This is a genomic window from Saccharospirillum sp. (genome assembly GCF_040881935.1).
GTDB lineage: Bacteria > Pseudomonadota > Gammaproteobacteria > Pseudomonadales > Natronospirillaceae > Saccharospirillum.
This window is the reverse complement of record NZ_JBBECH010000041.1, coordinates 84623-110402: the sequence shown is the minus strand read 5'-3', so window position 1 is coordinate 110402 and position 25780 is coordinate 84623. Positions and strand designations below refer to the sequence as shown.

The window sequence follows — 25780 nt, the reverse complement described above, 5'->3', positions numbered from 1 at the left end:
TTAACACTGGGATCATAGGTCATTGATCGGTGTTTAATATCAGTGACTCTGACCCTAATGGTTACGTTAATCCGGTTGATGCATTGGTTAAAGGTTTTCGCCGTCACGCACCGCGATTTGTACAGCCTCATACATCCCAACAGAGTTGAAGTAATAGGTGTATTTCTTAAGTATCCACCCGAATACTTCCCGAAGCCAAACTTCTTGACCTTGAAAATTCACAGCAAGATTCGGTTGTCCCACACATTCACCGCCCACACTGCGGCCTGCTTGAAAACCAATGATAATCCCTTTTTCATATGAAGAGCTCTTTTTTAGAGTGTGGTGCTTTGAATTATTCGCCAAGCTACGAAGCACTTGAAACTGAGTACTTTCCTGAAGTTCTTTTGATAGCTTACTGAGGTTGTTTTCAGGTGGCTTATTCTCAGACTCAATCCATTCAAGTAGATGGTAAAGCACTATTGCCAATCTGAAAGCTTTGAGTGGGGTTTGATGTTCGAAAAAAGCATCGTAAAGTCGAACAGCTTCTTCATGGATGTCAGATGCTGTCAGTCCGAATAAGCCATTTTCCGAGTATTCGATATCCATAAAGTCCTAGTGCTCATCTCTTTAACAGTACTCTTCGTAGCATACCTCGCCCCTTATTCCGGCAAGCTGTTACATCAACTTAGCACACCACTTTCTAGAAACCCAGTAGTACAGGGCGTGTAGTATTTTTCATCCTATTGGACCCCGTATGCCAAATCTGGAATAACTAGCGTCCGCGCTGCTAAAAGCAACCACATTGAGAAGGCCCCAGCCGGTACCGGGTTTCGCAGCTGGCAGGGATGCCTGCGGTAGGGCTTGGGGGCAGGAAGCCCCTGCAAGCCCGGGCGAAAGTCGGTGGCGGTTGGGGCCGTGTTTAAGGCGATGAATTGGGTTCAGCGGTTTTGTTTGCTCCCCAAGGGCCTTCGAAGGGCTCAGGGTAAACAGGGGTAGTGTTCTGTGGTTGGTTTGCTTCCTGTCGCGCAGGGGACTGCGCTCCTACGGTGTGGTGAAGTTGGACCGGAGTGCGCTTGGGTGCTGGAAAAGCATTCACCAATAAAAAAGGCCGGATGCCCTGTTGGGCATCCGGCCTTGGTTTCAACCGTTCAGTGCTTGTTACGCCAGATCGAACCGGTCGGCGTTCATCACCTTGGTCCAGGCGGCGGCGAAGTCTTTCACGAACTTCTCTTTCGCATCGCTCTGGGCATAGACTTCGGCAATGGCGCGCAACTGGGAGTTGGAGCCAAAGATCAGGTCTACACGGGTACCGGTCCACTTAACGTCACCGCTCTTGCGATCCTTGCCTTCAAACACATCGGCTTCAGACGTTACCGGCTTCCACTCGGTGTTAGGGTCGGTCAGGTTCACGAAGAAGTCGTTGGTGAGCTTGCCCGGTGTTTTGGTCAGCACGCCGTGCTTGGCTTGCTTATGGTTGGCATTCAACACGCGCATGCCACCGACCAGCACGGTCATTTCCGGTGCACTCAGTCCCAGCAACTGGGCTTTGTCGATCAGCATTTCCTCGTCAGAGACGGTGAAGGCTGTGCGACGGTAATTGCGGAAACCATCGGCTTCAGGTTTCAGCCAGTCGAAGGCTTCGGCGTCGGTCTGGTCATCGGTTGCGTCGGTGCGGCCCGGAGCGAACGGCACGTCAACGTTGTGGCCAGCGTCTTTCGCTGCTTTTTCGACGGCAGCGACACCACCGAGCACGATCAGATCAGCCTGAGACACTTTTTTGTTGCCCGACTGGGCTTCGTTAAAGGCTCTTTGAACGCCTTCCAGCGCCGACAATACCTTGCCCAGTTGATCGGGCTGGTTTACCTCCCAGTCCTTCTGGGGGGCAAGACGAATGCGGGCACCGTTAGCACCACCGCGCATGTCGGACCCGCGGAAAGTTGATGCTGAAGACCAGGCGGTGTAGACCAGTTCTGAGACCGACAGACCGGTTGCCAGAATCTTGCCTTTCAGGTCGGCAATGTCACTGGTGTTGACCAGTTCATGATCGACCGCCGGCACCGGGTCTTGCCATATCAGGTCTTCAGCCGGGACTTCCGGGCCAAGGTAACGGGTTTTCGGGCCCATATCGCGGTGGGTCAACTTGAACCAGGCGCGGGCGAAAGCGTCGGCAAACTCTTCCGGATTTTTGTGGAAGTGCTGGCAGATCTTCCTGTATTCCGGATCCTCTCGCATGGCCATGTCGGCGGTCGACATCATGATGCCAACCTTGGTGGACGGATCTTCAGGGTCCGGTGCCTTGTCGCTGTCTTTCAGGCCTTTCGGAGCCCACTGCTGAGCGCCGGCCGGGCTCTTGGTCAGCTCCCACTCGTAACCGAACAGAACATCGAAGTAGCTCATGTCCCATTGGGTGGGGGTGGGTGTCCAGGCGCCTTCCAGACCGCTGGTGGTGGTGTCGCGGCCTTTGCCTTTACCGTGGCTGTTGATCCAGCCGAAGCCCATGTTTTCGATCGGCGCCGCTTCGGGTTCGGGGCCTACTTTGTCCGGGTCACCCGCACCGTGAGTTTTGCCGAAGGTGTGACCACCAGCGGTTAGGGCCGCAGTTTCATAGTCGTTCATCGCCATGCGGGCGAATGTTTCACGAATGTCTCGTGCTGACGCCAGCGGATCGGGGTTGCCGTCCGGACCTTCCGGGTTGACGTAGATCAGGCCCATTTGCACAGCGGCAAGCGGGTTTTCCAGGTCACGGTCACCGGAATAGCGGCTGTTCGGCTTGTCACTGGAGGCTAGCCATTCTTTCTCGGCGCCCCAGTAGATGTCTTCTTCCGGCTGGAAAATGTCGGCCCGGCCACCGGCGAAACCAAAGGTTTTGAAACCCATGGATTCCAGGGCAACGTTGCCCGTCAGGATGTAGAGGTCAGCCCAGGATAGCTTGCTCCCGTACTTCTGTTTTACCGGCCACAACAAGCGGCGGGCTTTGTCGAGGTTGCCGTTATCTGGCCAGCTGTTAAGCGGGGCAAACCGCTGGTTGCCGGTGCCCGCCCCGCCACGGCCGTCGCCGGTCCGGTAGGTGCCTGCACTGTGCCAGGCCATCCGGATCATGAACGGACCATAGTGACCGTAGTCGGCTGGCCACCATTCCTGCGAGTCTTTCAGCAGGGCTTCAATGTCTTTCTTGACCGTTGGCAAATCCAGCGTTTTGAAGGCTTCTGCGTAGTTGAAATCTTCCCCCAGCGGGTTCGACTTTGGAGCATGCTGATGCAGAATGGCCAGGTTCAGCTGGTTTGGCCACCAATCCTGGTTCGCGGTGCCAGCACTCATTTGGGCGCGTGAGCCGTGCATCACCGGGCATTTTCCGGCGGTCTCTGTTCGATTCGCGGTCATAACTCTCTCCGTCTGTAACTGTTTGGTTCATTATTTTGATTATGGCGCTCTGTAACGTTAGTTCGGATCCGATGCACTGACCATCGTGTACGAAACTGTTCCGTCTGCCTGCCGGGAGCCAGCACCGGACTGAGCCATGTCAGTTAGTTGCAAGGCAAGCGGTCGAGTCATGGCTTCCTCGCCGCTTTGGATAAAACAGTTATAGCAGTGCCCGGTGATTGTCATAAGTTTGTTTTACTGACCGATGTAATAGTTTTTCTATATCGCCCGGCTCTGCGGGCTAACAGGGTCTGCTGACGCCGATCGAGGATAGAACATAATCTTCCGGCGTGCTGTATTCTGCGGTTGGTTTATGTCGTTCAGCAGCGTGTTGCCCAACTATTAGCGGGTGTGTCACCGGTGACCGGATGCGGTAAGATCGCAGGTTGTTGTAGAAAAGGTCAGAATTACTATGCAAAACGATAACATGATTCCGGAAAGGTCCAGCGGTCGCTCACCGCTACGCTGGGTGGCCACAGGCTTGTTGCGACTGGCGGGCTGGGATGTAAAACCCTTCCCCGACGTTCCCAGGGCTATCGTGGTGGGTGGGCCGCACACGTCGAATTGGGACGGAGTTCTGGGCATTATCAGTGGCATCGCGTTGGCATTGCATGCCCGCTTCATGATCAAGAACACTCTGTTCAAGGGCCCTCTGGGTTGGTTGCTTACGAGACTGGGCGGTATTCCGGTGAACCGATCTCGGGCCGGGGGCCTGGTGGGGCAAACCGTGGCGGAGTTAAACCGCCATAACCGCATCATCATCGTGATGACGCCAGAGGGGACGCGCAGCAGTGCCGACAGGTGGAAAACCGGGTTTCATCACATTGCCCGTCAGGCTGGAGTTCCGATTGTGCTTGCAGTCGCAGATTACGGCAAAAAGCAGCTGACATTCCCACTTATTCTGCAACCCAGTGATGACCTCGAGGCCGATATGCAGCGCATCTACGAGTGCTTTGCTGAGATTACGCCGCGTCATCCGGAAAAATTGTCCCGGCCGGTGAAGGTGTTGTGGGACCAGAAACAAGCGGCAGCCCCATCAGGAAAAAGCTGACCCGTTTTGTAAATGGGTATCAAGGCTCAGAATTCGCCGTCGATCAACCGGTAGCCGCCGCTCGTATTGTGCGAACTCCGAAACTATTCAGTTACCGGTTTCTTCCCTTGCCGGCTCAATGCGTTCCCCAATGCCTGAAAATAGCGGTCGAACGCCGTATTGATACGTCCTCTCTGTGCTTCCTGCGGGTAGAGGCCGAGTTTGGCCTCCGGTGATTCCCTGGTGCCTTTGACCAGAAAGTGGTTTTTGAGTGATGCATCCTGAATGAAGGCTTCGAAGGAGCGGGCGGCGAGTTCTTCCGGCAAACTGTAGTAAAGCATGCTCTGACTGCGGTCCGCCTCGACTGAGCGCTTGAACAACTCGCTGGTGCCGGTGCCCGCCTCATTCAGCAGAATCGCTTTGAAGCAGTCGAAGAGTAACCGGTTGAGCGGGTGGTCAATGGCCGGGCTGTCGGCAAGCCAGGCGGCTGAGGCGAAACGGCCAGCCGTGGCCGTCTTGAAGGCTTTGTCTGATAAATAGTGGTCCAGCGCATGAAACCACTCGTGGGCGATGCTGCCGGGCCCGGCGTTCTTGGCCAGTGCCAGGGTGCGTGAGGCGGGTTCATAGTGGGCTGCCACGCCTGGCTGGCCGCCTCGGCCATAGGTTAGCGACAGGGTGCCGCGCAGCGACAGCAGGTCGGCCGGACCGTGCAGTAATATCTGCAGGTCAGCGAGCGCATCGTAGAAATGATTGGCGGTGCTTGCCTGCTCGGCCTTGGTAACCCATCGACCAATGGTGACGGTGCGCAGCCCGAAACGGCGTTTGACCTCGGCAAAACCGACCTCTCGACCACCCCTGTGATCGGGGCCGTTGCGATAGAAATCGCGGTCGAGCAATCGCTGGGTGGGTGTGCGCTGAATGGAGTTTCTCCTGAAATTGCGGCTGAAACAGACATGCATTTTAGCTGGCGTTGATTCAAGTTGTCGCGCTGCCGCTGCTATTGTCCGTGACGCAATGAAAGTGGGTCCCGCTCAGTTCAACAATTGGCGGGCCAGAATCGATCTGATAAACGCATTGCCAGGCTCTGCACCGGCGGTCATCAGCCGAATCTGCTCGTTGATACTCTGGGTAGGCACGCCTGCATTGGAGGCCGCCCGGGACACCGCCGAATAAGCGTCGAGCACATCACCTCCGGTAATTTCATACCCATAGCCGCGCGAAATCCCGTGCAGTGCAGCCAGCCCAGCCGACAAGGCGAAGTCAGGCTGCTTTTCGTCATAGTCGCGGGCAGCGCGGGTCAGCGTGCGCGGATCGGTAGGGCTGCGAGTGGCCAGGTCGATCGCCAAATCATATAGGCCAGCATCTTTGGCGGCAGCGAACCACTTGCCTTCAGCGCCAGGTGCACTGGCAACCAGGTCGTGCAGGATTGCCTCTGGCTGCTTGTTGGGGTATTTCCTGACTATGGCACGAAAGGTGGCGAGGTTCGTGGTGCGCTGATTGGCCTCCACGGCATAACGGTGGTAAGCCTCGTCAAGCAGCCCCGAGGACAACAGGATGGCTTCGCATGCCTGAGCGATCAGCCAGCGGGGGTCATTGAGGCCGCGGGAATCTTCGGCATATCGGATCGCTTCGGCCTTTTTGCCCATCGCTGACAAGGCTTGTACACCCCAGCGCCGGTCGTGCCACCACTTGAAGGGCGCCTTGTCGATCAGTGTCAGCAACTCCTGATAACGGCCCGCCGTATACAGGGAAGCCAGACAGGCACTGGTACCCGTGAAGTAGCTGCTCTGTCCGCGCGGCAGAGCCCAGGTTTGCGCCAGTGCCGGCATAAACTCATCAGCCCAGTGTGATGCCAGTTCCGGCGTTGCGCACAACTCGCCCCAGTAGTCGCCCAACCGTTCGATGTAGGGCATTTCGTCGTCCTGCAGCGCTTGCCACAACCGCTCCAGCCAGCGTTGCCGCTCAGCCTGTTCGACGTCGGCTTTGGCGATAATGGGCACCAGGGTATCAATAGCCTTGTTGACTGCCGTTCCAAGCGCTCCCGATGAACTGTCCACCTGTTCCAGTGCTGGCGCGAGTTTTTCCAGCAGGATAATGGCACCCTCTGCCGCGAGCACCGGCTCCTTTCGGGCAACCTGCTTTATCTCGGCAAGGGCTTCCTTGATGCGTTTGATCGGCGTGGCCGACTGCCAGCCAAAGGCGCGGCGGCGGAAGCGGGGGGTGAATTGCCATTTATGGGTGGACACTATGAGTCGGCCTCATCATCAGCCCCAGAATCCGCACTACGTTCGATAGATTTGCCCATGACACTCTCAATCATTGCCAATAGCCGCTCCTGGCGTCGTGCGAGAAAGCTATCAAAGCCATAGGCCCTCATAGCTGACGCATCGATACAGTGGCTGTGCAGGATGGCAATCAGGCGCTCCGGTTCGGGCAATGGCAACGTTCTCCACCGGTCTCACCTGAAAGCGTATTTCACCGCCAGTTTCCAGCAGCATCACAGCACCCACCGGGAAAGATCGCGCTATGCTTACCAGTAGTGATCGTACATGTTCATCGTCCCACACCCAGCCACGTTGAAAGTCCGGCAGTTGCAATTTGCCTTCGGTTATCTGTTTGATGATCTCGGGCAAGGGGGTTTTGGTGCTGTCGAAGGTGCTCACATCAAGGCTCCAAATCGATTCCGGTGATAGTTCAGATAGGGTTGGTGCTCCTCTGCCAGCCAGCGTAGGCACAGTGGCTGAGTCAACCCTAGGCGGGCCTGGGTATCTGGGGTGATCCGTGGAGACAGTAATAGCGTGCCCGCATCACTGAAGCTAATGAGGAAGCGGTCGAATAACGCATCCAGATTGGCACTTAGCAAAAAACCGTTGAACACATCCAGCCGCTCAGTATCGCTGTCACACGCGGCCCAGGGCTTGGCATGGCTGGCGCGCAGTACCTCGGACAAGGCGATGCCAGTAACGGCGCAAGCACCATCCCAGTAATCAACCATGGCACTGCGAAAGGCCTGCTGGCCTATTCGTTGGCGCACCAGGCGCTCGACTTCGGTGTTTTTAAGTTCCTCTGGTAGTTGCGTCAGTTCCTGTGTCAGGCTTGCCTCAAAGTCACGCACTGCCTGGTTAGGTAGGGCATGTGCCAGCTCGGCGGCACGGCGCAACACTTGGGTCAATGCAACCTGATCAGGCGCCACGAAACTGTCCGCGCTACGCCGCAAAGCGGGCAGGCTGCGTGCCAACTCCGCGCTCAACAGAGTGGAGGCGGGCGAAGTAAAAGAAAGCGTATATTGCCCATCAATTGCGCTGATACACACCTGCACACGGTGTCGGGCAGAGGCAAGTTTTACCGTATGATCGTTGGCGGGTAATACATATTCAAAACCGTGATCATTGCCAGCTTTTTCGACCAGTGCACGTTGCAGGGGGGTCATATCGATTTGCTCTCGTCCAATGCCACACGATTCCACTCAATGGTTCGGCTGCGCCAGTGCTCGTTGATTTTTTGGGTAAATTCAGCGCGGACCAGCTTTGCGCGAGCTTCGCACCAGTCGCCGGAATCCCGACGGATTACCAAGCCTTCCGGAGGTCCATCACGGTAACGGCTGGTGCTGGTGGCGAGTATTTTTTTTAGAGCTGGTAGGCTGGCGCTACCTTCGTAGACAGATGGAACCACCGAAAGTTCAAGCTTTGCTGCCAGTGAATTGCGCCGAGCACTGCTCCAGAAGCGCCCGGCGCGGCGGTCGTAAACATCAAATACTAGAAACCAATCGGGGAGGCTCTCGTAATCCAGCGAGTGTTTCGCGGCGCACCACTCGCCAAACAGAATCAGGTCGCTGTTCAACTTCTCGGTCAAGGCCCATTGATGCTGGGCTAGCCAGGAACCAAGCCGCGAAAACTGGCCGATGAAAGGCTCTAACAGATACTGGCCGCGGTTCTGGGCACGCAGTGCGCCATCGGTGCCAAGGGAAATGCCAAGATTGGCACCGTCGAGTTTTTCTTCGACACGTACCTTTCCAGACAGCAAGACCTCGACTTCATGAGACGCCAAAACCTTGTCACCGCGAGGCATGCCCTTGCCAAGCCAGGTGATATGGGGTGTGTGGGGGAAGCGGAAGAAGTCGGTCATGGCTCAATCCTGCGGCAACGCTGGAACTGGCCTGCCTGGAAACTTGTTTGTATAAAAACGACAGGTGTCATTCGGGCAAACAAACTCAACGCCAATACCTGCTCTTTGCAACTGCGGCCACCAATCAAGCCATTTACAATCAGCGCCCTGCCATACCGGCGGTTTATCAGGATGCGCATTGGCAACAGCGGCAAACTTTCGATCCGGCGCGTCGAACGCGGGCTGAAGAGCCTGATCGGGGAATTCATCGAATTCATTGGCTGCGCTCTCGGTTATGGACACTTTTGCACAATGCTTCGGGTTACCGGCGCTACGCAGTAGCCACTTGAGAAATACATCACCGACCCCCTTGGGCGGATTTAGCTGAGTTTTGTGCAGGTATTCGCCAAGAATCAGATAATCGTCATCAATCACCACTGTGCCGTTCTGCTGAACTGCCTGTAAGCGATAGATGCATTCTTCGACGCATTCTGGCGATACCGAGTCATGCAGACGATTGGCGATTAAAAGGATGTTGGTATCGATTACCACGCTGTTCATTTACCCAACTCCCGACGTTGCTCCTTCTTACGTTTCATGGCAGCTAAGGTTCTGGCGGATATGTCAGCCATTTCGTCACCAAAGAAATTATCAGGCCAATTTTCAATCTCACCGAACATATTCAGGTTCAACGACTCCAATTCGGTGGTCGCTCCGGCGCGGTTACAGAAGTACACGGCCACATCCTCGGCCAATAAACTACCTTCAGCCACACGACGCTGAATGCGGTTAAGAAAATGCTCGGAATGGCTTTCCACTATCAACTGTACATGACGTTCCCTGCCGTTTTCCCGAGCCTGGGTGGCAGCAATAAACACATCGGCCAGCTCAGCCTGCACCTGGGGGTGCAGATGGATTTCCGGTTGCTCCATCCACACGGTCGAATGTGGCGGGCAATAAAAGGCCTGAGTCAGGGCTGGCAACACTTGCGACACGCCAAACCCCACATCTGTTATCTTCACTTCGCTGCTGGTGCCATGGGTCTTAAGAAGCACCTCATACTCCTTGCGCCCTTTGGCTACTGGCTTAACGCTGAAACTCTCGATCACACCTAGATCCTTGAGCCACTGCGCAATAAACGTATCAAAGGGGTACTGCTTTTTCTTGTAACCACGACTGAGCATACGCTGCTCAGCGCTGGAGGCGAGAATTGCAGGAATTGTAAACTCACCCTTTTGGCCAACACTCTCCGGTGTCTCGCCGGACCAGGAATAAATTCGTTTGGGGTGGTCTCGCAGGGGCCCTAGGTAAAAAACACTCCCCAGTGCTGCCTCCGTCGCAAGCGCGAAATCCGATAAAAACTCGGCGTTCTGAAACCGAGCGCGACTCTGGTCGGAAATTCGGTAAAACTTGTCAGGCTCATCCAGCGGCCAGGCGCGGCCTGTGCTGCGCACCAGTTTTAGTTGGTCTGACATGATTTCAGGCTTACCTAGTTGATCGTTGGCATAGTTCACTGCCAACTCCAGTGCGTCTTCACTGGTCAGTTGATAGCTCATCTGTTGCACGCGAGGCTGTTCCCGCTTATCGGCCAGCAAGCTTACATCGAGCTGCAAATGATCACCAAGGTATCTTGCTCGGGTCAGAGGGTCGCGCACTTCCAATTTTTGGGGCAACTGCCAGCCCAAATCAAAACGCAAAGGCTGGCTGAGGTCATGGTTGTGGATGCATTCAGAAAAGGTACCCAGTTCGATCAAGGAGTTTTCATCACCCAGATGCAACGGCCGTTTTCGATCGGCAGAAAGAACGGTTTGCTTAAGCGCAAGCAGCAGATGACCCAAGCTGCTCTTGCCTGCACTGTTAGCACCAAAAATTACTGTCAGAGGTGCCAGTCGAATTTTTCCAGTGTCTTTCCACGCTTTGAAGTTCTGAATATGTAATGAGGTCAGCATCAGTTAAATACTCCAGTTTGCAACCTTTCCCAAGGATTACATATTGATTGCTGGTGGTGTTTCCAGTAAAGATGACTGTATGGCTTGCCACTCTGATGGCAACCTAATATTGATGCTTTCTTGGCTAGGCTGTGGGTATTACAGGAAATAACAACTCCATTTCCTAAAAGAATAAATTCCACCGTAAAATAAATTTCTTTTTTATACCAGGACTCCATCATAAATCATTCCTCAATAATCGTTCCGAAGCAGGTGACCCTGACAGCCGTACAGCCAGCCAAGGTTTAACCTGAAATTCGGTTGGAGGCCGTGTTGTCGTAGTAATAATATACTGAAATAGTGGTGATCCGCCTACATCTTCAAGATCACGAATAAGCTGAAATAACCTATCGTAAAGTGGCAGGCCTAAGTCGGCCTCTCGCGGGCTGTCATGAATAAGAAACGCAGGGATATTTGTTTTTCCTTCAATGGCAAGGCAGAGTGCGGCTAGATCAAACGCCACTACTTTCAGTGAATCAATCGCTGAGGTGGACCGGTTGCCGCCCATTTGTACTGTTAGGTTTAAGCCTTTTCCTGTTAGGCGGATTGAGCCGCTGCAATCATCTTTGATTAGGCTATTAATAATAGCATCGAATTTTTCGTTCAACTCAGAAAGTGCGCTGGCTTGTCGATTAATTAAATCGATTACCTGTTGTCGCATATTTTCTATGTTCTCAATAACGCCTTGTAGCTTTTCCGAGGTTTGTTGCTGATGATGCATCAAGTGTTCTAAGCGTTCGGATTCATCAATTAAGCGTTTAGCTTCATATAGTGAGTTTTCCTGTGAATGGCGTGCGTCATCAAGCTTTCTATAACGTGCCTCAGCAATATCTTTTTTCTGCTTGGCCAGTTCCAGTTCTGGTTTTAGCTGATTTAGTTCCCGTCTTTTAACAGTTAGTCTTTCCTTCTCGTTTGCATAGTCGTCACGATTTTGTTGCAATCGTTGTTTGCAGGCGTCAATATCCGGTAGCTTGTGGGACAAACCACATCCATCTGCCAAAACCCTGTCTATTGGAACTTCACAGATCGGACAGGGGAAACTTTCTGTTTCAGAAAGAGCTAGCTGAAGACTGGGGTATTCGCCTTCAATGCGTGCAATAAGGTTGGGAATAATGGCAATTTCAGCACCGAGTCTCTCTGCCTTTTTTTCAATTTCTATTACTGCATTTTTGGCGGATTCATAGGCATCTCTGGCTTCATGAACATTCGTTACTCCCTGATCCGATGGCACATCGGATAGCTTGGCCAGCCGACTGTGGGCCGCATCCCGCAATAAGGCAATACCCATACTACCTTGCGTCAGTTCATCATCAGTCACAGAAAATGCTTCCAGCAAAGCCTGTCGTAATCGCTGAATTTCCCAACGTTGGTGGTCTGTTTCCCGTTCGAGTTTTCCTTTTACTTCGTCCTGCTTGGAAATTTCCTGCCGTAATGATTGCTCTTGTGGGGTCATGGCTTTCAAAAAAGCACGAAGTGCTTCAAGTTTTTCGGTCTGGTTCAGGCCTCTGGCTGGAGAGTCTGAATCAGACTGTGTAGATCGCCAGTCTAACACATGGTCAAAACGGCATTCCTGATCGCGAGTCAACCAAGCCAAGGCTACTTGCCAAGCGAGGTACTGCTGTTTGCGACCCGGCACCAGTTCGGCAACCTGAGAGGTTATCATTTTGTTTTCTACTGCGTTCAGAAACGGCTCTATACCAGTTGATGACATCTCGCCCTTGATCAATTCTTCCAGTTGTCCTTCAGGAACTGCGAAATGCCGACGGCGGCTACCCAATGGGCGAAGAATGGCCCAACAAACGCCATCTAGTATCACCTCGGCGCCCACATAAGCATTCAGAAACGCTGAGGCTATGCTGTCTCGTTGCTCTTCCGGGGCAAATGTATTTTCTCCCAGACAGTAACGCAGCAAGCGGCAGAAAAGTGTCTTGCCACCACCATGGCCAATGCCCTGATCATCTGGTGTCCAGACGATGTTCATACCCGGGCGTAGCGGAATATCTCGCAATGGCTGTTTATCAGGTGCTTCCCATATCACCAGGCGACGCACCCACAATCGAGGTGCTTTTATATCACCAGCGGGTGTGTCATCCAAGGTGCGTTGAAATAACTCAGGCTGCATTGATCCACTCCCTTGTCTCTTCCGGCAATTGGGTTAGCAGTGATGGTGTATCCAAGCTTTGTACGATTTCCAATACCCAGCTTGCCCGGCCATTTGCCCATACGGGTGTTGGGAACTCTTGAGTGCGCTGACCCGGTTCCCAGGTGTGGTCTTTTTGGTTCTCTATCAGGTATCCGGTTGTTCTCAGGTGTCGTACCGCTGCGCCCCATTCCTGATTGGAGCGGACAGGAAGTGCCAGCATATTGCGCGCCAAGGGCCTAGCTTCGTCGCCAACTAACCTCTGCCATTCATCGGCTTTGTGTTCATCCAGTAGTGGTAACATCAGCCTAGGCTCCATAGCGAGCGCTACCGCAATCCGCATCTGGCGTATAGGTAAAGGTGCCTTGGCCGCATTCAACAAAGCGATCAACTGAACTCCGATTTCAGCGCGTTGATCCTGATTCGGGCGCATCCAGCACTCATCTGGAGCTGTTCCGAGGTTATCATCGCTTTGTGAGGCGGCTATGCGATAAGGATTTTCGTCTTGACTAGTCTCCTGCTCGTGCAGCCTATCCCACGCCTCCAGTACCAACCGTTGTGTCCGGTATTCGCCGTAATTCTTCAGGTCATTTTTCTGCAATACGCGGAAGGTTTCCGAGGGGTAGTCGGGGCCTTCGATGTCAGCGGGGTCAAGAATGTAGCGCAACTGCTCGCGGTTGAGGCCGTAGGCACGGGCATACCAGGCGTCGAGTTCGGCGCGCAATATGGCACGCCGTTCTGAGTTAAAGGCGAAGGGTCCTCCATCATAACCTAGATCTTGTGCCCATGCTTCCATGTCCCAAGCAGTGTAGGTGAGTTCCAGTACGCGCGGAATGATAAAGTCGAGGTCTGTTTTGGTATAGAATTCTGGGGGTAAAACCGGGAATTGCTTTAAGTACCCGTAGGTCAGATGAGTACCACCCACCTTCACACGGGCGATAAAGTCCAGCACAAGGGAGCTTAGATTGGCTAGTAACCCTGCTGTCTGAGCGGGGGGCTGCAAGCTAAACAAAATCGGCATAGTGTGCCCTACCCCCACCACAGGGGCGATACTCGCGATCACCGTACGCCCGTTAGTAGCATTGGTAATATCCCGCCAACCCAACAACCATTGCCTGCCCCAGCACTTGTCAGCTAATCTCTTTCGTACTTCGACCTCACTCACCCAGTACCGTGGGTTAGCGCTGAACTCCCTATCGGCTTTTTCAGCTGCAGTAACATCACGGCTGGCCATATCACCCTTACCTGCTTGGCTTTTGACTCTAGCTTCGTAGGTTGCCCAGCGGTGGTCGAACTGGTGGATCATCTTGGCTTCATACAGCGGCAGCAGTCTGTTTCCACCCTCATTGCATGCTTCAAAAAACAAATGGCTGTCATTCGACATATCAAACATTCGCATAAACGAAATACCCCAGGGGTTCTGCTCCGGCTGGCTCCCGCACGCATCGCGAATTAGTACTGGTACCCGTTGATAGATCTGCCGCGCTAACTCCGCATCATGACGAGCGCGAAATACCGGACAGGTAAGGGTGTTGGGGTTAATAAGAGGAAAATCTTTTGGTTCCAAGGTGAAAATTCGACGAGGATCATTCAACTCCTCAGTACTAAGGATGTAATGCGCAAGCTTAATTTCACTTGGATTATGGCCAAGAGTGACGAGAGCGAAAGGTGTATCTGGGTGTACTGCCGGAAAAATCCGCTTAGCATTATCGAAGCCATAAAATGATACCAAGTGATTGGTCGTAACAACGGACGAGAAAAAATGCTTGGTCGAATCATCAGTTGCAATTCCAGAAGGTACGATAAATCCGGCACGGCCATGGGTATGAGTGATTTGGCTGATGGACTCAGCAAACAATGCATAGGTATTTACATCGCCTACTCCTGTAAGAGGGTAACGACCACCTTCCGGCCGTTTTACATGGGCAAAGGAACTGGCGGCCTCAGCGGTGCGGCGGGCGCTTAAAAAGGCCTTGTAAAGACGTTGCTCGGCAATGCTGGCCAGTTCGCTGTGCTCCTGATCGGGGTAGATATGCTTCGCGAGTTGACCTTGAGCTAGCCAGTCGATGCGCTGGCTACGCTCAGCTTTGTTTTTAGCGGTTGCTACCATGGGGCTGCGGGTAGCGAAAAACTCTTCTTCTTGCAGTTTTATACGCTCCCAAGGGGGGTTGGCCAGCACGCAGTCAAAGCCACCCTTGGCAAACACCTGTGGAAAGGCTAGCGGCCAGTGGAGTACGCGGGTCTCCCGGCAAGCATTCCGGGCAGCCTGCAACTGCAGCTGATGCTGAGCGTTGTGCTGGTCGCTGAAAAGTTCCAGAAACAGTGTCTGACTGGTGGGGATTTGCCCAGCGGTAGTTTCGGTTTTGGGCAGCACAAAGGCGCCCAGTAACAGATCAGCGGCGTGGGCCCAGCGGCTGTTGGCGACCTGTTGCTGAACGGCTTGATAAGTAGCAGCGCGTTTGGCGATGTCCTGGGGGGTATCTTCCGGCAGGGCTTCAAGAGCTTGCAGTTGTGTCAAACCGCTATTGGTTGGATCAATTTCATCCAATTGCCCAAAGGCATTGGCGATCCTTTTCTTTTCTAAATCTTTTAGCGCTGCCTTGTTAAGCTGCGCCAGTTGTTTGCAAATGGCTTTATCATCGCCAGAAAGTGGTTTGAAGGCCGCTGGGGCAATGCCTTTTTCCAGTGCTTTCAGGTCGGTGAGGCCCAGGAGTGCATCACCACATTGCAGGTGGTGGTCGAGGAAGGACAGTGGCCTACCTTCTTCAAAGCCTTCCAGCCAAAGGGCCGTGCGGCAGAGCTCCAGTGCCATGGGGTTTCTATCCACACCAAAAATGCAATGGCTGATCACTTCGCGCAGGGCGTGACGGTAGTCTTGAGGTTTTACTGCGCCTTCTGTGCTACGTAGGGCAGCGAGCTGTTCCGCCAAGCGACGGGCGGCGGCCAATAGAAAATGGCCACTACCGCACGCTGGGTCGATAACTTTAATGTTGAGCAGCGCCCCGGTTGGGTCTGCTGGGTTGTCGGCCAGACGTTGCTCTATCACTGGATCGAGAGCGGATTTGATCAGTTCCTGTACCAGAGAGTCTGGTGTGTAGTAGCTGCCGCTGGTTTTGCGGGCATTGCCCTGCGTGCTGCCATCGCTGGTCAAGCCTGCAAAACCGAACAGGCGGGCGGGCAGCTCTACCTCCGGCACCAATTCCAACAGGCTTTCGTACACGCTCCCCAATTCTTCTGGGCCCATGTTGCGATAATCAACCGGAGCCAGGCTGCCACTAGCATTGTCCCAACGTAGGTGTTGGATGGCCAACAGCCAATCGGTATTGTTAAGGCTGGCGGCATCCAGTGCCGGGCATTGGCTGCTTGCGAACAGGCCACCCAGTGCGGGGAGTGCCAGGCGGGATTCCCCTTTGTTCAAACCCTTGAAAACGATGCACGCAGACTGCCACAAATCATCAAAGCGGTTGCGGGCGCGGCGCTTGAGCGCGCGATCGCGCAAACGCGCCATGGCATAGCCTTCGGCGTAGGCACGGCGTGCTTGTTGGGCGGTATTACTGTTGTCGGCAGGATGAAGCAAGCCGCGCTCTTCGACCGTGAACAGAAAAATCAGTCGGTAGATCAGGCGCAGCAGTTGCTGGAAATAGTCATCCTTGCTGAGGTTGCCGTCTTGCAAGTCGCGGCGCAGGTCATCGTTAGCTGGATGCTGCAAAAAACCGCTGCCTAGAGTAAGCAACGCTTGGGTTACGCCTTTGCGCATGCCTTCGCGTACACGGGTGCCTTCTTCCTTGCCTGCTTCGCGCCAGGCTTCCCAGACGCAGGCTTCGGGCGGCTCGCTGGCCTGCCCAGCGCGGCTGGCATGTAGCAGTCGCCAGGCCATGGCGAATTCGGCAAAACGCTGGCCGCTGAGCAGATCTTGAAGGTCGATCTCTAAAAAGCTGGGGCGTGTGAGGGTAGCGGCATCGCGTAGCAGGCGCAGTTGCTTGCCGTTTGTAACTATAGCCCAGAGATGCTCGTTACTGGCGTTAAGAAACTCCTGCGCCAACTGGAAGGCGGTTTTTTTGCGGCTGCCGGAGTCGGTAATGCTGAAGCGCTCGTCCGGGGTATCGAGGCCCAGATGGTGGGGGGCCACCACGATGGGTAGCTGCCCGGATAGCAAGTCGATGGGGTAGTGTCGCTCACCCAACGTAAGCCCGGCCACCGGCTGGATGCTATGGTATGCGAAGGCGTCGCGCAGCAGCTCTTGCACAAAGGTGGTGGTTGCGTGCTGAGGGTCAGTGTCAGTGCGCTCGAATAAACGGACGACGTGTTGCCACTGTGCGTTAGCGATCTGGAAGGCCCGGCTGTAGTCATCCTTGAGCTTAAGACCCTTGGGTGTGTGGTAGTCCGCTTCGGTCTGCAGGGTGGCCTGCCCAAGGGCGGCTTTTTCCAACTGATCGGGTAGGAACAAGGCTCCTTCCAAGCGTAGGCTGGGCAGGTTGAGTGCGGCGTGAGTTTTGTGGATTCTTTTCATTAGGCCACCTTACAGGGAATCGGGTAGCAGGACATAGACACCAATAACATCCACTGGTAAACAGGGGGTGACGCTGTATTGGCCAATATCGCGAGCAGCCTCGCGTACCCGTTTATGATCGGCCAGGAGTGTGTCGGCACGTTGCTGGGCCAAAGCCCGCAAACGTTCTGGCTGGGTCTGCAAAAAATCCAGTGCGGATTGAATCTGTCGCTGCATTTGCTCGGCCGGCAGGTTAGCACTGGGTTGGCATTGCAAAAGAGCAGCTGCGCTGTCATCACTGAGCCACTCTGGGTTACTGCGCCCTTTTACGGCTAGGGTAACCGTTTCTTCAGCCATCAACTGATGCGGCTGGCGGCGGCGCACATAGCTGAGCTGGTGGCGCAGGCGCAACAGGTAAAGGGTGGTGACTACATCGACATCGTTGGTGACGGTGGCGGCACATCGGGCAGCGATGGCTTGATCGGAATCTTGCAAGGCTTCTTCCAGCAGATGTTCAGCCAATATCGTTACCAGCGGGTGGCTGCGGTGCAATTCTGTGAAGTCTAGCGTCAGGGGTTTATCGATACCATCGTCGGCCAGCCTTTGGCGCAGCGCGCTGGGTAGGTGCTGGGGCAGAAAACGAAAGTGGTTGTTGCGGGCCTTTTCCAACGGGGCATTCAGGCGGGCGCACGCGCTGTGTACAAAGCGTTGCACATCGTCGGCATTGCCCAGGGCTTGTTGTTGTTTTTGCCATTCGGGCAGCACTTCGCCGGGGCGTATACGGCGTTGGGCAAACACAGTACGGTTGGATTTGGCTTTATCCAGGGCGTCGCGCCATTGTGCTTGGAGAGGCTGTAGAATAACTTCGGCATCGGCAAACAGGTCGGGGGTATAGTGCTTGTGGTCGCTGCGTTTCATCAAAGCGGCTTTTACCAAGGCCTGATTTATGCGTTGCTCGTCTTCCGGCATGGGCACCAATACGCCCAGCTCCTTTTGAATGGCCTCGCCTTTGCGCAAGATCACATTAAGGACAAAGCCGTCTACGGGGTTATTTTGACCATAGAGCATAGTGCAACGCACTTCTTTGGCTTTCTGACCAAAACGGTCTACCCTGCCTTCGCGCTGTTCGTGTCGCGTGGGGTTCCAGGCCAAGTCGTAGTGCACTACAGCGGTAAACAAATGTTGCAAATTGATACCTTCGGAGAGGCAGTCGGTGGCCACCAGAATGCGTTGATCGGTTTCCACCATGGCTTCAACCCGCTCGCGGCGTTCGGCCGGCGTCATGTCGCCGGTAATGGCTTCCACGGTAATGTCGGTGCCAAAGTGCGTGCGCAAATGCTCGGCTACATAGTGGGCAGTGGCGATATAGCGGCAGAATACCACGGGCTGGTAGCGTTCTTTTACCAGCCCTTGCAAATGCTGAATTAATGCTGCCAGTTTCGGGTCACCTTTTTTACCGGACAATCGCCCGGCTTCGGCTATGAGTGCTTGCAGATGGCTGGTGTCTTGTAACTGACCGGGCGGCTCCAGATCACTACCGGATAGGTCGTCCGGTTCGCCATCATACAGCCGTTCATCGTGCAGCCCATCATCACTGTCCAAGGTGCCTTGCAGGCGGGTGGTGAGCGCCTTAACCGCTGCAGCGGGTGACGAGGCTACACAGCGTAACAGCGCCAGAGTAGCGTACCAGATCAGTCGTGAGGCACCGCTGTCGGTTTGTTCGATGTTTTCCGCCAGTTCACGGCAGTAGCTTTGCACCGCATCAAAAAATGAACCCCAGTCGCCACTGAGTTGATAGGTAACTTCCGTTTTCATGCGCTTGGGGAAAGCACGGTCTGCGTCGGTTTTGGCCTGCCATTCTTCTATGTCCTTACGGCGGCGCTGAACGAAATGCCGTGCCAGTTCTTGGCGCAATGGATCATTAGCGGAAGTGCGCCCCTGCAAATCGGCAAAGGCCGGATTGAGCAGGGATATCAAGTTGTAGAATGCAGCTTCGTCTCCGGAGTGTGGGGTGGCTGTGAGCATGATCAGGTGGCGTTCGGCGTCGGCTACCAGTCGTTGCAGCAACTGATAGCGCAGTTGCTTTCCCTGACTGCCGGTAGCGCAGGTGTGGGCTTCATCGACGATGATGCACTCGGGGGCGATGGCGAGAAAGTAGTCGCGGTGGCGTTCGCTTTTGATGTAATCCAGGCTAACCACAACCACGGGATGATGGTCAAACAAGCTGACGCCATGAGGCAGGTTACGTTCGATGCGGCTGGCGCTGGCAGCGGTCAGCGCAACGGCTTGTAAATGGAAGCGCTCTTGCAACTCGCTTTGCCATTGCTCCACCAGATGGGGGGGGCACAGTACAGCCAAATGACTGATTTCGCCGCGATCCATCAGCTCTCGCACAATCAACCCGGCTTCGATGGTTTTACCGATACCTACATCATCTGCAATCAGCAGGCGTATGGTGGTCAGGCGCAGGGCCATCAGCAACGGCACCAACTGATAGGCGCGAGGCTCCACGGCGATATTGCCAAAGGAACGGAAAGGCCCGCCACCAGCGCGTAATTTCAGGCGCAGAGCATCACGCAACAACAATGCGGCGGAGTGGTTGCCGGGGCGCGCGGCATCAGGCCAGGGAAAAGTGGCGGATTCCACTGGCTGGAATTCTAGCCCGGGAATCAGAGAAATAATGTCGTCATCAGCACCCCCGAGAGGACGCAGCCGCAGCCAGTCTGGCTGGGACTCGCTTTGCACCACCCATTCGCGGCCACGGGCGCGCACCAGATTACCAGGGAGAAAATTGCCTTGGGTCATGTTGTTGTATCGTTCCTGCCAAAGACTTCAGGGTGGCGTTCGAAAAGGGCGGGCCACCTTCCTGAGTCTGAAAAATCCAGTAGTTGCCAGCCCTTGTCAAACAAGCTGACTTTAAGTTTATTCGATATCGGTTCCAGGAAAACCAGGGTGCGGGCGGATTTATATTGCCCAGCGGCGATGGCTTCACCCTGGCTAACGGTAACGTTCAATGCATCCGGATGCCGGCAGCCGCGTTGGCCCAGTGCTTGCAGCCACTTGGATAACAAGTCGTCATCTGTATCCGGAGTTAGTGGCACCGCCGCTGAAGCAGTTGGGGTTGCGGCGAGGGTTACTTCAGCGTTGGCTAGCGCCACCAAGAAGTTCAGCGCATCGGAATTTCGGCGATTGATGTTGTCGTGGTCAGGCTGGTTGAAGTAGGACAACAGGCACTGGTAGCAACCTGCTTCACAAATCGAGTGTCCATGGGGTTTCTGTTCATGACTCTCCAGTGCCTCTACCGACCAGGCCTGCTCCGGCTGTGTGAAATGCATCAACTCCAATGCGGCACTGGCCACTTGCGCTAGGCTATTTGGTTCTGTTGTTAAACGCGTAAGTACACCGGCACCGCCTTCAGCGGATTCGTAAAACATTAAGGCTTTACGCTTATCACTTGTGGGTAGGGGTTCGGCTACCAGTTCCGATTCTTCAATCTGAAAGGTCATCTCGATGCCACGTTTTATCGCGGCCTGCAACGTAGCCATGGCTTCCTTTGGTAGTTCTTCAACAGGCGAGAGGATCAGCAAATTACGGTGATCTTCAACAAAGGGCACGATACGCTGATTGGGTACCTTGTCGAGCAAGGGCTCATCGACAGCACCGGCACTTTCCTCGGCATTGGGATCGTCTTTTTTGCTCCAGGTGCCGGTGATGGGGTTAATGTAGAAGCCCAGCTGATTCTTGTCTTTACGACGGCGCCAGCCCCGGTTTACGCGCCACAAGCGGGCGGCGGGGGTGTACACCAGTCCCGCTATAATATTTTCCCCCAGGCTAACCTGGGCCTGGCTTTTTTGTACCTGGCCATCTGGCCCGGGCAGAAAGCGGAAGGTGGTTTGCAGCTCAAAACCCTGTCGTTGGCGGTCTTCGTCATTTATGGAGATGCGCTCTACGGGTACCGTCTCTACCGTCTCGATGCGGTACAATTCGCGAACCCAGTCATTATCGGTAAGCAATGTATCGCAGTTTTCACAGCGATCCACCAGTGGTTCACCTTCGCCCGGCTCGCCAAGATGGCCATAACCACACTGGCTGCAAATGCGTGAAGCGATGGTGCTGAGCTGGCTGCTGCTAGAGACATGATCTGCAGAGCCAACGTTGAGTTTGGCACGCACGACCCGATACATACGGCCCTGATGGTAGATCAAGCTGCGCGGACCGAACTCCGATAGGGCCAGAAAACGCGGCCGACTGACCATACTGCCTTCGTCATCTTTGCTATTGGTGCCGTTGCCACCGCGCGCGGGAATCCAAGCCATCAATGGCAAACGTGGGAAGTTGTACCCCGGCAGGAAACCCTGGCTGGCCAGGTAGCGGTAAGTGTAGAAATCCGAGCCCTGGGTATTGCCGGTTTTTAGCAGCACAGCAAACTGTCGGGCGGCATCGCCGTAACGCCGACTGGCATTGTTGCGCTCAGCATGGGAGGCCGTATGGCTTTTGACAATCTGATCCGCCATTTCCATTTGTTTTCGGGTGGAATCAAACAGTACACGCCAGCGTTCGAGTGCTCCGGAAAAAGCCTGAGGTGAATCGTCGATTACCTGGTTGACGTAATCCTCAGAAAACCAGCTGTTGGCTCTTAGCTCATCACCTAATTGTGCCACCACCGCGGCAGCACTATGGCGCGCGCGTTGAAGTACGGCTGAGTCATCCAGCTGCTTATGCAATTCAGCCTTCACGGGTTTTCCCTCCGCCTCCAGCTCTAGCAGTGGCGCAATGCTGTTATCCAGTCCAACCTGAGCACTGGCCAGCCAAACCGCGCGCAGATGACTTTCGAGCAGATCACGATTGGCGAGATCCAGCGTTGGCGGCTTTACCACACCATGCACCATGTCGCTGGCATGGTGGAAGAACCATTGGTCGTGGGGGCTAAGCGCGGCGCAATAGGCGACCACCAGTGCTTGCTGACCGGAGCGGCCTGCCCGACCACTGCGCTGGGCGTAGTTGGCCGGTGTAGGTGGCACGTTACGCAGGTACACCGTGTTAAGAGCGGAAATATCGACACCCAGCTCCATAGTGGGGGAGCAGAACATCACCGGCAAACGCTCCAAAGGAGCTTCGTGGGCAGGGTTGTCGTCCCAATCCTTGCGATCTTTTTCGGTGTAGCGAAAGCGCTGTTCCAGTAGTTGGCGTCGTGGTGCTTCTACTTGGGCGGTGTGCTCCTGTGCCTCAAAATCAAACAGAGGGTGACCAGGCTGTTGCAGCAGTTTGGCCACGCTAAGATAGAGCTTCCGGAAGAAGGCATTGACGCGGTTTTCACCGCTATCCTCACCGATCAAGCACCAATCCAGAGCTGCTGCATTCAGACGCCAGCCCACTATTTTTCCGTCAATTGCTTGTTTCTGCACATAACCGTAGAGGCTAGCCGCTTGCAGCATGGACTGAATCAATTCGGCCCACTCGACTTCTTTCCATTCATGGACTTGTCCTGCAAAGGCGGTTTGTTTCCAGACTGCGGCCGTCTTAACCAGCTTGAGCATACGGGAGCGCGGGCCCCCACTGAGTAGGTCGGTGCGGGGCTTGCCCTTGTATTCCGGGCGCTTGTCGAGAATCAGGTAGCGTGCGGTTTCCAGCTTTTCATCGGCAGCAAATGCCCAGCGTTCGTGCAAATAACTGAAGGCACTGTTGCGAGCCTTATCCTGCTCCACCGCATCCAGATAACGGCTTTCCAGACACAGACCCCGGCGCATTTCATCGAACACGATTTGAAAGAGCGCAGCCCGGTTATAAGGATTGAGTTTACGCAGAACGGAACCGCCGCCTTCAAACAGCGTTTCCTCTGCGCAAAAATCCTCCAGTCCACGGTAACGGATGGCCAGCAGGTTAAGCTGATCCAGATTCGGGTTATTGAAACGCCAGCCCCGGCGCAGATCGCGTAGCAAACGGTAGCCAATAATGAACCGCAAAGTCCGCTGGGCTTCTTGCCGAGCCAAGCCCATGAGTTTTGGAGTACGTAGATATTCGGTAAGTGTGGCAGCATCCACGGCGTCAAAACCTAGAGCCTTGAATACGGCGTCGGACAGATGTTCTTCGGTGAGCAGACCTTGACTGTTCTGTAAGGCGCCGATCAACCCGGAACGCAAGGTGAGCAGAAACACAAAGTCATTGAAGTGCCCTGCTTGTAAGGCTGCATCTTGACGGTTGTCAGAAAAGCCAAGCAACTTGCGCGGGTCTGGCAATCCGGCAGGTAGATCCTGCTGTGCAAATAACTGGCGCAAAGCGCTGAGCGTGAGCACAGTCGTGGCAGACGAACGCCCTTCACCGGACAAACTGGACAGCCGATTCATATCTTTGCCATGAGCTTCGTGCAGGGTGGCGCAGTTCAGACAGAAGCGGAACTTGCCAGGGATATACCAGTATTGCTCACCCCGTTCTTCCAGGCCCTGCGGGTCAACCTGAGTGGCCGTTGGCACGGCCTTTTTATATGTATTTTTGACCTTTGGTTCTGCTTTGGTTAGATCCAGCCAAGCTTCAGGCAAGTCGTCGAGTTGTCCCTGATAGGATTGTTGCGGGTTAGCGGGGCACAAGAAACCAAAGCGCACGTCCTCGTTGTCGTCGGCGGTAATATCGTCAATTTCACGCGGACTGTACTGCACACGCCCCTGTTCAGAACGCCAGACAGGATGGTATTCCTGCCCGCAATCACGGCAAAAATGTACGGGATAAAGGAGTACTGACTCGGACTGCCGGCCCGGGGCGAAACGTTGGGCATCCAGCGTTATTTGGCGTTGGTTTGCAGGTTCCAGCGTAGCGTGAACCTTACCGGGCCCGCTAATAAATTGATGCAGCTTGAACGCAAAAGGCGGGCGTCCTTGCTCGGTTTTAATATCATGGGCGGCAAGCAGAAATCGCTGCAAGCCTTCGCGTGCCTGCCCCTCACTGCACCCCGAATCCTGCATCAGGCGCTGGCTTGCTTCCTTAAGCGTGATGGGTTTGGCACGGCGCGGCGCTTCGTGTTCGCTTAACTCGATACCAAGGTTAAGCTCTACCCATATAGCAAGAGGGTCCTGGCGGAAGGCCGCAAAATCTGACCAACCGAACTGCGGCTTATTGAGTACGTCATTCAATTTGCCGCGAATAGATGCGACATCTTTGCTCGGGTCGGTGACTCGTTCCAGAGTTTCTCCAATCACATCGTGCTCGGAAATGGGTGTGCCGAACAACTTGCTTGCAACAGAGGCGACGGTTTTGTTGCGATCAGCTAAGTTGCCCGCACTGGACATAGTTGCGGAAGTTCCGATGCAAACCAATCGATTAGCCTTCAAGCGCTCCCGCAGTCGACGAACCAGCATGGCTACATCCGCGCCCTGGCGCCCACGGTAGGTGTGCAGTTCGTCCAGAATTAAAAAATCAAGATCGTAGCAATGTTCGACCACGCGCCTGTCTGTTTCCTCGTAGCGGGTAAGGATCAATTCCAGCATCATGAAGTTGGTTAACAGAATGTCGGGCGGGTTGGCGGCTATGGCTTCCCGCTCTGCGGGCTTTTCCTGGCCGGTATAGCGGGCGACAGTAAAGGGTTTTTCACCTTCTGGATAACCATGTAGAAATTTGTCTAGCTCTTCCAGTTGGCTGTTTGCCAATGCGTTCATCGGATAAATCACAATGGCACGGGTGCTCGGTGTAGAGTCTGCTGCTTTTGCCTTGAGGATGCGATCAATGACGGGAATAAAAAAAGACAAGGATTTACCTGACCCGGTACCTGTTGTTACCACAAAACTTTGACCGCTTTGCCCTTTTGCGAGGGCTTCCATTTGATGCGCATAGAGATGCAGATCTTGTGGGTTGTTTTCCGTTTTTCCTGTTTGAAAAATATCCGCGCAAGCCGATTGTAAGAACCCTTGTTGCACTAATTGCTGCACGGTGCCTTTGCGCTGGTAATTGGGGTTGATCTGGATCAGAGGTTCTGGCCAGTAGCGACCGGCATCGTATTGGCGCTCAACCTCATTAAGGATGTCTTGAGCTGAAATGCGGGTAAAACTGCGTGAGAAAGTGCTGTATTCCTCAACGAGTTGATTGCGAAAATCAAAGACGTTATCCAATGTGCATTCTCCCGCTACTCTGTTCCGTATATCCTGGTGCTAAAAGCGCATTTTTGGCGCCGTACAGCGCCAATTGATCCTTCAGCCACAGCCGGTATACGTGGCCGCGCAGGCTGTGGTCTGACATGAATTCAACACTCCAATGTCGTAGGGTGTCGTCGTCGGTTGAGGCCAGCAGCTTCAGCCGCAGCGAACCGTTCTGCAAGTCGTAATTCTCTGGCCGGGGTTTTCGACCCTAACCAGGCCTTGTGCTGTAGTGTCTCGCCATTGCCGAAGCCCTTGGTCAGTCAAATCAGCACTCGTTTTGGCGGAAAGCCGAACATGGACCGGAAGCTCGCCCCCAGAGCATAGGTCTTGGCCTCGGCATCGTAGTAAATGCTAGTTACTAATACATCGCCAAATCCCTGGAGGCGGCGGACTGGATGCCAACAAGTCGCGCTACCAGATCGTGGCAGAATAACTCCCCGATAAAGTGTACGCCGGCCGCGTTGCTGCAGGCAGTGTGCCGCAGACCCTGGCAGGAGTCTATTT

At 54.5% G+C, this 25780-nt stretch carries 15 protein-coding genes; 1 reads left to right on the top strand and 14 read right to left on the bottom strand.

The window, feature by feature from the left end; all coding sequences use genetic code 11:
• Positions 1-87 precede the first annotated feature (87 nt).
• Positions 88-588: a hypothetical protein gene (locus tag WEB54_RS06915; RefSeq protein WP_368054460.1), complete on the bottom strand. Its 501-nt coding sequence runs from the start codon at positions 586-588 to the stop codon at positions 88-90.
• A gap of 552 nt (positions 589-1140) precedes the next feature.
• Positions 1141-3363: a catalase/peroxidase HPI gene (gene katG, locus WEB54_RS06910; RefSeq protein ID WP_368054458.1), complete on the bottom strand. Its 2223-nt coding sequence runs from the start codon at positions 3361-3363 to the stop codon at positions 1141-1143.
• Between the two features lie 451 nt (positions 3364-3814).
• On the opposite strand from katG, the gene WEB54_RS06905 reads away from it, so the two are divergent.
• Complete coding sequence (locus tag WEB54_RS06905; RefSeq protein ID WP_368054456.1) at positions 3815-4453, top strand: 1-acyl-sn-glycerol-3-phosphate acyltransferase; 639 nt, start codon at positions 3815-3817, stop codon at positions 4451-4453.
• An 83-nt stretch (positions 4454-4536) separates the two neighbouring features.
• Here the strand turns inward: WEB54_RS06905 and WEB54_RS06900 are convergent, their stop codons facing one another.
• The 12 genes from WEB54_RS06900 to WEB54_RS06845 all read right to left on the bottom strand — a co-directional run bounded on the left by WEB54_RS06900 (position 4537) and on the right by WEB54_RS06845 (position 25249).
• Positions 4537-5391 carry a CLCA_X family protein gene (locus tag WEB54_RS06900; RefSeq protein WP_368054454.1) on the bottom strand — a complete coding sequence of 285 codons (855 nt, stop codon included), beginning with the start codon at positions 5389-5391 and terminating at the stop codon, positions 4537-4539.
• A gap of 72 nt (positions 5392-5463) precedes the next feature.
• The gene (locus WEB54_RS06895; RefSeq protein WP_368054452.1) at positions 5464-6678 is read right to left on the bottom strand and encodes a hypothetical protein; all 1215 of its coding nucleotides are present in this window, start codon (positions 6676-6678) and stop codon (positions 5464-5466) included.
• A gap of 111 nt (positions 6679-6789) precedes the next feature.
• Complete coding sequence (locus tag WEB54_RS06890; RefSeq protein WP_368054450.1) at positions 6790-7095, bottom strand: DUF262 domain-containing protein; 306 nt, start codon at positions 7093-7095, stop codon at positions 6790-6792.
• On the bottom strand, positions 7092-7862 hold the full coding sequence (locus WEB54_RS06885; RefSeq protein WP_368054448.1) for an HNH endonuclease: 771 nt from the start codon (positions 7860-7862) through the stop codon (positions 7092-7094). The genes WEB54_RS06890 and WEB54_RS06885 overlap by 4 nt, the downstream gene beginning before the upstream one ends.
• A complete protein-coding gene (locus WEB54_RS06880; protein WP_368054446.1) occupies positions 7859-8557 on the bottom strand; it encodes an RNA ligase family protein in 699 nt (232 codons plus the stop codon). Before WEB54_RS06880 ends, WEB54_RS06885 begins: the two co-directional genes overlap by 4 nt.
• Before the next feature lie 3 nt (positions 8558-8560).
• Positions 8561-9097 (bottom strand): hypothetical protein, encoded by a 537-nt coding sequence (locus WEB54_RS06875; protein ID WP_368054444.1) that lies wholly within the window; start codon positions 9095-9097, stop codon positions 8561-8563.
• A complete protein-coding gene (locus WEB54_RS06870) occupies positions 9094-10485 on the bottom strand; it encodes a DUF3696 domain-containing protein (RefSeq protein WP_368054442.1) in 1392 nt (463 codons plus the stop codon). Before WEB54_RS06870 ends, WEB54_RS06875 begins: the two co-directional genes overlap by 4 nt.
• A complete protein-coding gene (locus WEB54_RS06865) occupies positions 10485-10706 on the bottom strand; it encodes a hypothetical protein (protein ID WP_368054440.1) in 222 nt (73 codons plus the stop codon). The genes WEB54_RS06870 and WEB54_RS06865 overlap by 1 nt, the downstream gene beginning before the upstream one ends.
• Positions 10703-12646 (bottom strand): hypothetical protein, encoded by a 1944-nt coding sequence (locus tag WEB54_RS06860; RefSeq protein WP_368054438.1) that lies wholly within the window; start codon positions 12644-12646, stop codon positions 10703-10705. The genes WEB54_RS06865 and WEB54_RS06860 overlap by 4 nt, the downstream gene beginning before the upstream one ends.
• Positions 12636-17174 (bottom strand): N-6 DNA methylase, encoded by a 4539-nt coding sequence (locus tag WEB54_RS06855; protein ID WP_368054436.1) that lies wholly within the window; start codon positions 17172-17174, stop codon positions 12636-12638. The genes WEB54_RS06860 and WEB54_RS06855 overlap by 11 nt, the downstream gene beginning before the upstream one ends.
• Before the next feature lie 9 nt (positions 17175-17183).
• Positions 17184-19958, bottom strand: coding sequence for a helicase-related protein (locus WEB54_RS06850; protein ID WP_368054434.1), 2775 nt, complete (start codon positions 19956-19958; stop codon positions 17184-17186).
• Positions 19955-25249 carry a DEAD/DEAH box helicase gene (locus tag WEB54_RS06845; protein ID WP_368054432.1) on the bottom strand — a complete coding sequence of 1765 codons (5295 nt, stop codon included), beginning with the start codon at positions 25247-25249 and terminating at the stop codon, positions 19955-19957. Before WEB54_RS06845 ends, WEB54_RS06850 begins: the two co-directional genes overlap by 4 nt.
• Positions 25250-25780: the final 531 nt, after the last annotated feature.